This window comes from Paenibacillus sp. V4I3, assembly GCF_030817215.1.
GTDB lineage: Bacteria > Bacillota > Bacilli > Paenibacillales > NBRC-103111 > Paenibacillus_E.
The window spans coordinates 2,586,426-2,597,292 of the sequence record NZ_JAUSZA010000001.1 but is presented as its reverse complement, the minus strand read 5'-3'; the positions used below and the strand labels follow the sequence as shown (position 1 = coordinate 2,597,292).

The 10,867-nt window shown below is 44.1% G+C and carries 7 protein-coding genes and 1 pseudogene; 2 read left to right on the top strand and 6 right to left on the bottom strand.

Annotated features, from left to right (window positions below):
- Nucleotides 1–15: 15 nt before the first annotated feature.
- The 6 genes from QFZ77_RS11920 to QFZ77_RS11895 form a co-directional block, all read right to left on the bottom strand.
- Nucleotides 16–1,455, bottom strand: a complete 1,440-nt coding sequence (locus QFZ77_RS11920; RefSeq protein WP_307439683.1) for an SWIM zinc finger family protein — start codon at nucleotides 1,453–1,455, stop codon at nucleotides 16–18.
- A gap of 262 nt (nucleotides 1,456–1,717) precedes the next feature.
- Complete coding sequence (locus tag QFZ77_RS11915) at nucleotides 1,718–3,028, bottom strand: AAA family ATPase (protein ID WP_307439681.1); 1,311 nt, start codon at nucleotides 3,026–3,028, stop codon at nucleotides 1,718–1,720.
- Complete coding sequence (locus tag QFZ77_RS11910; protein WP_307439679.1) at nucleotides 3,025–4,446, bottom strand: RtcB family protein; 1,422 nt, start codon at nucleotides 4,444–4,446, stop codon at nucleotides 3,025–3,027. Before QFZ77_RS11910 ends, QFZ77_RS11915 begins: the two co-directional genes overlap by 4 nt.
- 15 nt (nucleotides 4,447–4,461) lie before the next feature.
- Nucleotides 4,462–5,244, bottom strand: coding sequence for a nucleotidyltransferase domain-containing protein (locus tag QFZ77_RS11905; RefSeq protein WP_307439677.1), 783 nt, complete (start codon nucleotides 5,242–5,244; stop codon nucleotides 4,462–4,464).
- Between the two features lie 314 nt (nucleotides 5,245–5,558).
- Complete coding sequence (locus QFZ77_RS11900; protein WP_307439676.1) at nucleotides 5,559–6,671, bottom strand: slipin family protein; 1,113 nt, start codon at nucleotides 6,669–6,671, stop codon at nucleotides 5,559–5,561.
- Nucleotides 6,672–7,173: 502 nt separating this feature from the next.
- A complete protein-coding gene (locus QFZ77_RS11895; RefSeq protein ID WP_307449445.1) occupies nucleotides 7,174–8,586 on the bottom strand; it encodes an RtcB family protein in 1,413 nt (470 codons plus the stop codon).
- A 163-nt stretch (nucleotides 8,587–8,749) separates the two neighbouring features.
- On the opposite strand from QFZ77_RS11895, the pseudogene QFZ77_RS11890 reads away from it, so the two are divergent.
- A pseudogene (locus tag QFZ77_RS11890) lies at nucleotides 8,750–10,076 on the top strand (helix-turn-helix transcriptional regulator).
- Entirely contained in the window at nucleotides 10,051–10,851 is an 801-nt protein-coding gene (locus QFZ77_RS11885; RefSeq protein ID WP_307439674.1) for a WYL domain-containing protein, read from the top strand. Before QFZ77_RS11890 ends, QFZ77_RS11885 begins: the two are co-directional and overlap by 26 nt.
- Nucleotides 10,852–10,867: the final 16 nt, after the last annotated feature.

Below are 10,867 nucleotides of genomic sequence, written 5' to 3'. Positions count from 1 at the left end.
TCCTAATTCTATTCTTCAATAAAGCAAGCGAACGACTTCATTTGTCGTTACGATGCTTAAAGGCTGAGCCTCAAGCCTGTTATGCTTCCAATTGTGTTCGAACATAACCATAATCGCCTGATTCTGTAAGAACGTCTTATTTAGCATAGACAGCAAATGAGTCGTAGGCTCGCTGAGATATGGAATGTCCGCAAGAGGAATCTGCTTGCCCTGTTCATCTAACAATATATAGGCAGTTTCCGTCTTCTTGATCTCAGCAAATTGCAGCAGTACGACAGGGCGCTTGTCCGAAAGTGGATTTTTAATCTGATTCTTCACTTGTTTAATGACTTCTGGGAATGACTTGTGAGCTGACGCACGGATTTTCTGAAAATCCAGTGAGTCAGCTTCGCGGAACGTCGCTTCCTCCCAACGCACTCTCGTGTTAAGCTCCCCGGGGTATTGCGCAAGTTCTTTCGCTTCAACGACTTGAAATACAGAATCTTCTTCTCGTATGTATTTCGCTGCACGGAATGGCCGATACGTTCTTGTGATGTGGAGCTGTCCGTTTTGTAGGTCCGACCAGTATCCTTCATCTATGAACTCGCCCCTCGCCTGATCCGTATAGGATCGGAACGACAACTGCAGCAATTCCGAGGACTCGCTGCGAACGCGACCATACTCCCTCAGTTCTGCGATTTGCCAGGCATGCCCAATCCATTCTTCCAACGTTGATTCCGTATCCATAGGATGATCTGGATTTTCCAATCTGCTGTTGAGGTACTCCCTGCTTTTCTTGATCAATGCTTGCAGCGTGGTAAGCTGCTCGATCACGTTTGTATACACGGTCTCCCGATCCTCCTCTGCTCGGAACTGCAGCGTCAAATCACGAAGCGCCGTTTGGATCCCAGGGATATAATAGTTGCCGAGCTGTTTTGCCTGCTCTTCAGCGGTTTGCAGCGCCTTTTTGTCCAGGCCTCCTAGCCCTGACTGTACTAGCTGCAGGATAAGCTTCTCAGCAATACTGATCCCTTCCAGCTGTGCAGCTATTTTCTTCATTAACGCTGACTTGTTCGTCTTGCGCTTAACAACTGGAGCATCCGGGTCGACAGGTTCTTTCTTCTTTTCCTCCCGCTTCTCCGCCTTCTCCCTTTTGTCCACAATATCTTGTGGAACGGGTGCAGTGATGAATGTCTTGCCTGACGTATAGGCATACATCAAACCCAGATTGTGTTTGCACGGAAACTGACGGCTCGGGCATGAACAGCGGAATACGGGATTCCCCTCTTTCGCCACATCGACCGAACATCGATACGGGTCCTTTCCACTGCCTTTACACTCCCCAAAAATGATCGTCCCATCCTCCGACTGACAGAGCAGCGGAAAACTATTTTTCTTCACCAAATCCTTACCATTCTTGATCGCACTGCTGTTAAGCGCCAAACTATCTACATACGATTCCGTTAAATAATTCATCTTGTACCCCTCATAACTTGGTTATACAAACAGTTTCCACACTGTTCCTAATTTTCCTTTTTCATGGGTATGGAATTTCCTCCTAAAATAGAACGAAGGACTAGAAAAACAAAAAAAAGGATATCCCTTGTGACTGTTCATACCACCTACATGACTAGGAGGTTGAAGCCAAAGAGGAAATCCTCACATATTGAGTTCATTTAATCCAAAAAAATCCTTTGTTGTCGTTGCAAATAATTTCCTAGGAAATTCACCTGCATCCTCAACTAACCAAAAACCCAACCCTCACATCCGCATCCTCTTTCATCCATGACATTGTCTGCCCTTTATGCAGATCCGACTTCATCGATTTCACCAACTTCTCGATATTCACGCATTGCTCATAATGCCACTGAAGCGCAGCCGATACATACAATTCATTTAACTGGGCAAAAGTAAACCCTTCTGTTTGCTTCGCCGTTACGCGAATCATCTCTTCGCTCAGAAGCTTCCCTATCCCCTTTTGCTCCAAATAGATTTGTCTCAGCTCTAGGTCAGGAAGTTTGATTTCATAAGCACGGTCGAATCTCCCTGCCCGGTTCATAAGTGCCGGATCAATTTGCTCCGGATAATTCGTTGTCCCAATGAGAAAAATGCCTTCTTTGGAAGTCGCACCATCCAAAATGTTTAAAAAGTACGACCTTGCCCGCTGAGGCATAGCGTCGATATCTTCAATTACAAGAATCATTGGCGCCATTTTAGCCGCAGCTTGAAACACCTCTTGAATAGATTCGCTACCGGTGTTCTCCGTTATTTGCCAATAAGCAACAGGAGCTTTTACGCTGCCGGCAATCGATTTAACAAGCGTTGTTTTTCCATTACCAGGCTTCCCATAAAGCAGGATGCCTCTTTTGTAAGGAAGCTCATACTCTTTGAAAAAGGCACGATCCTCAGCAAAAAACTGATCGATAGAGCGATAAATATCTGTCTTCACTTCGTCTTTCATGATGACCTCCGTACGGTCGACCATGCGTGTAATAGGAGCCAGTTCCTTTTCCATTCCATGAGGTCCATCCGTGAAAACAGTCACTTGTCGCCGATCCAAGTCTCTTCGACGCTGCCGAGCGTGCTCCAAAAAACGCAGCAGACTCGCATCATCCACAGCAAAAACAAAATCCTCTTCTCCGACGCCATTCATGCGAAAGATAGGTACTCTAGCTAACGCGATTCCCCAGGACGGGTAAGCGAAAACGTTATTGCGCAGTGTAGGAAACGTCCGATAAGCCGATGCTTCATTTTCCGCATCTATTCCGAATGCACGTGACTCCATATGGTCTAAGATCTTAGTGACGAACTGCACATCACTAGACCCTGTCTTCACATCCTGTTCAAGCAGCTCCCAATACTCTTCTTTTCCATCATCACTCAAATAGGGTTCGAATTGGTGACCATATTTATCTCCCAGCACATATTGAATACGTTCTAATACATAGGCATAGTCCCTATACGCTGTAAGCGAGCCACCTTCAGACCTAAACGGAGCTGATACAGCCGCTGATTCTTCATTAATTCTTATACTTTGCGCATTATTCATTTGGCACCTTTTACTGCCGCCATAGGCTTACACTTGGCTACAACTTCAGCCAACCCCGCTCCGACGACACTTTCAATAATTTGATCAACATCCTTGTAAGCTTGAGGCGATTCATCTAGAATCGACTCTAACGACCTTTGGTTAACGACAATTTCCTCATCTGTACCTACTCGCATGGAAGAGGCAAATTCATTCAGCGTTATCAATCTTTTCGTCGCACTACGCGAGCGAATTCGTCCTGCTCCATGACAGATGGAGTGAAAGTTGGCTTTGCCACCCGGAGCTCCTACCATAATGTAGGAAGATGTCCCCATTGAACCCGGAATCAGCGCAGGGTGACCTGTGTTTAGATAAGGCTGCGGATTGCTTGGATGGCCTGCCGGAAGCGACCTCGTCGCCCCTTTGCGATGAACAAAATAGGACTGCCCTTCATGATTCTCCTCCCAAGCATAGTTATGCATGAGATCATACAAGGTGGTCATTTCAAACTTCGACCCAAACACATCTTTACCAGCCTCTCGAATGGCATAAGCAATGAGATGGCGATTTACAACAGCATAATTGAGGGCCGAATACATCAGATTTACATAAGTCTGGGCTGCCGGATGATCTAAAGGTGCAAATAACAACTTAGGATCGGCCGTTCCTAATCCGTTCATCCGCATCACCTTCAACATGTCACTGCTGCAATATTGACTCACAGAGCCACCCCATGCACGCGAGCCCGAGTGAATCATAATGACCACTTGACCATCAAATAGCCCCCATGCTTCAGCCACCTCCCGGTTCTCTTCCGCAATCTCTATCGACTGAATCTCTGCAAAATGATTCCCATTCCCGAGCGTCCCAAGCTGACGGTGTGATCGATGCCAAACATGGCTCGGAAATCGATTCAATACATTTTCATCCAAAGTAAATTTGCTGCTTTCTACATGTGTAAACGAAGTCGCCTTTCGAGGCGTATAGCCGTCGGGAATATATTTCTTTGGAAGCCCATGCAGTCCTTTGGTGACGATGTTCTCCAATCGGATGTCCGAGAAATGTCCACGTGCATGATCTTCCACGGGTAAGTACTTTTCGATCGTCTTCACCAGCTTGCGGCGCAGCTTCACATCCTTCAGCTCATCCTTGTGCAAATTCGTCATATGCACTCGCATTCCACAGCCAATATCGCTGCCTACAATAGATGGTGACACATAGCCGTCATGCGAATTCCATACTGCTGTCGTGCCTATGCAAGTACCAACTCCGACATGTACGTCAGGCGTATAGCTCATATACACTTGATTTGGAATCTGCAAATTGTTGTTGGCCATCTGAAATACTTGATACTCTAAGGCTTTAAACAACTCAGGTCCTGCGTATACATGGACGACTCCCGATGGGAGCTGGACCTGCTGAAAATAATTTTCTTTCATTCGTTTTGTTCCTCTCTATGAACCCCAAACCTCCCTCAGCGCATCTCGGAATAAAGCATCTAATGCTGCTTCTTGCTTTTCACCAGAGACAGCGATATGTTTGGCAGTTTCTTCAAAATAAGCGATTTGTCGATCTAGATAATCGTTGATTACCGTAATTTTCGGCTCTAAGTCGAATTCGACGCCAGCCTTCTTACGCGTCAACAACGTATATACTTCTTGTTTTAATTTCGATTCCGGCAGCATTTGCTCCACCAGATCTTCAAAATCCATCGGCGGCATACTGCCGCGCTCTTCAATCCACTGGCAAGCCAGTATTGGGCGTAACACATAAAAGTACTTTTTGATTTTCACATACTCACCCTGTAAATATTCCCGAAAGTTCCCTTTGGCCATATGCAAATAGTGATACATACTGGACCGCGGTGAAAAGGTTAACGGTGAAAGCTGGCGGATTTGCTCCGTTACACCGTATTGCTCCATGTACTGAATCGGCGACTGGAGCCATTCGAGCAAAGGTGGGTTCGATTTGCGAAACAAGTTCAGCGCCTTTTTCAAATCCCAACCGTTGATGTCCAGCTGATCGCTGATCGGACGCTCAATGACATCTCGTTTCTCAAATATGGATAGGTACCAATCCACAGGTCTTACGTAGATAAACCTCACATCATAATCACTGTCTTTCGATGGAAACCCCCACGCTCTACTACCCGATTCACAGGCATAAAGGATCCGCACGCCTTCCTCTTGTTCAATTCGTTTAAGCTCACTATCTATTTTATTCATATCAAATGTCATGGGACTCACCCTCTCTTCGTATTATGCGGACGCAAAAAAAGCCATAGACCAACATCGTCTACGGCTTTATCATGTCAAATTTAAACTAGGCCTACTCAAAGAGTACCTACGTATTCGTCAAAAGTCCGGTTGAGACCGATGGTATGAATTGCTTTTCAATTGTCAGGTTATTCATAGAAATTTGATTGCGAATCATATCGTCGGCCTCCTTTCCATTCATTTACAAACATCATACGAGTCAAACCTAAGTACTGTCAATCCGTTGCGGCGGAAAGATTAATTATAATGATCGTGCCTATTAATAAAATTTATCATTACTTAGAAATGTTTTTATCTCCAACAAGCGAATTCAGCTGCTCTAGTAAGTTACCTCCACCATTGAAAGAGATCGTCCCGATTTTCTCACATATCTTCTCAAGAAATTCAAGCTCCTTCAAACGAAACAGGGTTTGGTTCTCATCCATAAGCTTAGCCGTATTGAGCAAGCTCCGAGTAGAAGCTGTCTCCTCACGCCGCGTAATGAGATTGGCTTGAGCCTTCTTCTCAGCCAACAAGACCGTATTCAGAATATCCTTAACATCACCCGGCAGAATAATATCTTTCACACCTGCGGATAAGAACTGCACGCCATAATCTAGACTTTTCTCATTCAAGCGTGACAAAACGTAGGTGGTGATTTCCTGTTTCATTTTCAGCAATTCATCTAATCTCAACGTACCAACATACTCACGTAAAACAAGCTGCAGTTGAATGTACATTTGCTCTTCAAACGACTTGATTTCAAGCGCTCGAAGTGGATTCACAATACGATATTGGCACACAAAGTTAAGTCGAAGAGTTACCTTATCCTCCGTCATCATTTCTTGCCCCGTCATATCCATTTGTTGTTGGCGCAGGTCGATGGTTTTCACAGAGACTCCTATAGGTCCCTTCCAGAAATAATATTTGCCGGGAGCAAGCTCCTTTTGCATGACATGGTTGTAAAACAAAGCTCCACTTTCGTAACTAGCCACATCAAATGTTTGATAATAACCAATTAGCTTAGGAATGATAGCTGGATCAATTTCCTTTGGTAATTCAGGATTACGTATATCTGTACGAAGATAGGTGTGCTTTTTCAAAGCATTCCAAAAGGCATAGCTTCCAGCTGTCAACAAACCAACAAATTTGCCATCTTCATAATGCAGAACGTATTCATAGTCTTGAACTTGCACAATATCCAGCTCTTGTATGAGTATTTCGTCATGCATAAACAACTGAAGATCTTTCCCTTTTACATTAAAAGGGTGCATGATATTTAGAATCTCAACGTTATCATCCGAAAATGGAGACAACCGATAAGTGCCTGGTTGTAAGCTTTTATAGTAGCTGCCTTTACGAAAAAGCAGTCCTCGTTCGTCATTTTGTATCGTCACTTTTTTAAACATGTTAAACCTCCTTGAATGATAGATCACGTATTTGGAGTCCTCCTGCGAGTAGGGCGGAATTCTGCTTAAGAATACAAGTAATGAATAACAGCCATTTGAAACTAGTTGGAGATGTCGGGTTTCACTAGCAAACCGTCTATCTTCCCTTTATTTAACAAACGGTTTTAAGCATTCTTGCAATCGGTATCTGCAGACTGCATAGCCTTAGTGCAGTGTGCTATCTGAGAGCCACAGAAGACTCCAATACACAATCAATAGGGGATGTTTTTCGCTCGATTAAAAGTCGAGTGCTCTACCACTGAGCTAATCGTTCCACACGATAGGGGATTCGAACCCCTGCACCTGGGGAATGTACGCCGAAATGAACATTACAGTATACAAACACATAGAGATGTGTGAGCACTGCCGGACTATTTGAAATCCTAGCCTAGGTAAAGTCATCCGTACATACATCCAAATTTATGATTATACGTCCATTGACGTCTATCATCACTACAATTTCTTAAACCCCTTTAATCGCAACCATCGGCTTACAAGTCGCCACCACATCAGCTAACGATGCACCCACAACACTATCAATAATCTGATCCACATCTTTATAGGCTTGCGGACATTCATCAAGGATGGTTTGCAGAGAACGATGATTAACGAGAATCTCATCATCCGTTCCAACTTTCATCGATTGCGCGAATTGATCGACGGTGACAAGCTCTTTTGTTGCTTTCCGTGATCTCGCTCTGCCCGCACCGTGACAGATGGAGTAGAAGTTTTTCAGTCCTTCCTCTTTCCCAACCATAATGTAGGATGAGGTTCCCATTGAACCGGGGATTAATGCCGGATGTCCCGTTTCTTTATAGGCAGCTGTATTCAGGAAATGACCTGGCGGCAGCGCTCTTGTCGCTCCCTTTCGATGAACGAGCATCGGCTGATTGCGGTGAAATTCCTTTAGCGCATAGTTATGCATGAGGTCATATAGAACAGGCAACTCTTCATCCCCGCCAAATACTTCCCTGAAAGCTTCACGCACGCCAAAGGCAATCATATGTCGATTACTTACCGCAAAGTTTAGAGCGGAATACATCAGATTTAAGTAGGTTTGCCCTTCTTGACTTGCAATAGGAGCATATAAGAGATTCCGGTCGGGATTTTCGATTCCCCAGCTTTGCATGGCTTCTCTGAAAACCTTGGTGAATTCTTGACCCAACATAGCTCCCCATGCACGGGACCCGGAGTGAATCATGACGACAACTTGACCGTCGAACAAGCCCCATTTTGCCCCTACATCCTTATGAGCCTCCGCCACTTCTAGATATTGAATTTCTATAAAATGGTTCCCGCCGCCAAGCGTCCCCAGCTGCCCATGGGCATACTTACGGATTTTTGCTGGCAAATTCTCAAGGTAGGCATGGTCAAACTTGAATGTTGACTCCTCAACATGTGACAACCACTGTTCATTCGGAACGTATTTCTCGGGAAGTCCCTTTAACCCGTCCTGTACCACATTCATGATATCGATATCGGAATAATTCGTATTCGTTCGTTCATTCGTTGGAACATATTTCTCGATCGCTTTGATTAGCGCTCTACGAACACCCTTGTCTTGAATATCACGTTTGTGCAGGGATGTTGTATGTACGCGCATGCCACAGCCGATATCTACGCCAACAATTGATGGGGAAACGAACCCGTCTTTCATACTCCAAACTGCCGTTGTCCCAATGCAAGTACCAATACCAACATGGGCGTCCGGGGTATAGCTCATATGCACATTACGCGGAATACGCAGGTTATTATCTGCCATTTCGAATACTTTGTTCTCAAAGGATTGGAAAACATCCGGGTTAGCAAAAACATGTAGATTGCCATGCTCTAGTTCCTTTTCATAATGATTACCGCCGTGTACGATTGTTTTCATATCCATTTGGTTAACCTCCGTTTTTCTTCTAAAGCTATCTTCGCTTATTTCCTTTCGAACGAACATGGTGAAAGTATGACGACAGGTGAAAAGTTTTCCATTTTCTCCATATCGCTCCCCTGTTACAATAAGTAAAGGTTGAAATGAAGAGCGAGGGATACAAATGGCCAAGGAAAGCTTTGATAAAGAAATTCAATTTCTGCGAATGCTTGTCCTCACTAGCGGTGCGTACAGTCGTCAGCAATTTGCGGAGAGGCTCGGTATCTCGGTTCATACCTTTGATAAAACCTTACGCCGGTTAAAAGAAATCGTAGCGACTATGTATCAACAAGCACCGGACACGCAAAGGAAAGAATTCGCCGAGATGCTGCGCTACAGCTATTTCGATTCAACTGATCCTATGCTGCTGTTCTTATTTCGAGCAAAGTCATTGAAAGAATCCGAAAGTCAACGAATTTCTACTTTGCTTACTGCTTTGAATGAGCAGGCACTTACCGCTATTGAGCTGCTGGATGTATGTAGTAAAGATATCCAAACCGATTCCTCACTTCCTGATGAGAAAACGGTTCGAAACGACTTGAAATATCTCGAAGAAGTCGGTGTCATTAAAAAAGTGCCTGGACCACGCCCCTATCGTTATCGCATACATAATGATTTAATCCATGAACTTAGCCAGGATGAGCTTCTTGACCTCTATGATTTTGTTGATGTGATGTCGAATACACAGGTACCGTCCGTTCAAGGCTATTTACTGCGAGACGGGCTAAAAAAGCATATGAATCGGACCTCATCCGAGCCAACATCCATAGAACCATTCCTTTATAAATATCATTACCACTCACGTATTTTGGATGAAGCGCATCTTTCCATCCTTCTATCAGCGATCCAAAAACGCCGCAAAATCGAGTTCTTATACTTTTCGCCTAAAAATTCGCAGTCCTATTCATCGAAAAACACAAATCCATTGTTTGAACGCGAAATGGAAGGGAAGCTGCAGAAAACACTACCACTCAAAATTGTCTACGATCACCAATATGGACGATGGTATCTTCTTGCTTATGATTACCGGCATGGTATCAAGAAATATCGTATGGAAGGCATGACTCAAATTGAGCAAGGTGAGACTGTCGACTCAATCCTTTTTGATGAGAAGAAAAGTGTATTGGAGGAGAGTATCAAGCATAGTTGGGTCCTTGATACCGGACGATCGGTTATCTTGAAAGTAAGATTTTTTAACCCAGGCGCATACGGGGCCGAATTTCATTAAAGATCGTGTCCTTCTTCAGGGGCAGTGGGGAGAGATTACGGAAGAACAGATCGATTCGTTTATTTTCGAAATTAAGGTTAATGGAACTACGGAAATTAAGCCTTGGATTAGAAGCTTCGGATCTAGCTGCGAAGTGCTTGAACCGATCTATTTTCGGAATGAGATGATTGCGGAGTGGAAGGAGCTCGAGACGTATTATGAACCTGTTCGAGAAAATATTTAACTATCAAATGATTACGCGGCTAGAGAATTCGGGCACTTTCATGATTACCTCACAGGAAAGGTCATGGCTGAAAACCATGCTTAACCACCCCTCTGCGTCCTATGCTTTCACTTCAGTGACATTGGAAAAGCTTGAATCTGTCCTAGTTGATGAGAATACCTTGGATTTTTCTGATGCCTTTATTGAGAAAGCTCGAAGTAAGGAGAAGCTAGTCTATCACCCGATGCTTCGCGCATTACGTCGATTCATTACGAGTCAAGCCGCTATCCAACTTACTTACAGAGTGAAGGATGATCGGACTTTTACCAATGAAATGGCTTTTCCCTATAAGCTTGAGTATTCCTTGGTGAAAAAAGAATGGTACTTGCTCTGGTATCACATCAGACATCGAGCAATGATGAGTACGAAACTCGAAAAAATTGAATCGATCAAAGAGTTGTCCATTTCTCCTGAGCGAGTTGCCCAAATTGGTTTAGATATAGAGAAACTGCTGCAAAAACGTCAGATTCATGCAACGATTGAGGTTATAAAGGAGTACAATCGAGAATTATCCCGGATTTTGTATGCCTTCTCTTGTTTTGAGAAGCAAGTTGATTACGATGAAATTCAAGAATCATATACAATCCGATTAACCTTTCAAAATAATGAAGCCGAATATGTCCTTAGCAAACTTCGTTTCTTGGGTAAGCGCGTGCGTGTCACCCAAGGCGATCATTTGCAAAGGAGAATGCTTGAATCGGCCAAAAGAGCTTTGGCTAGGTATGAGCAGTCATAGTCCAACCCTCTGGAAA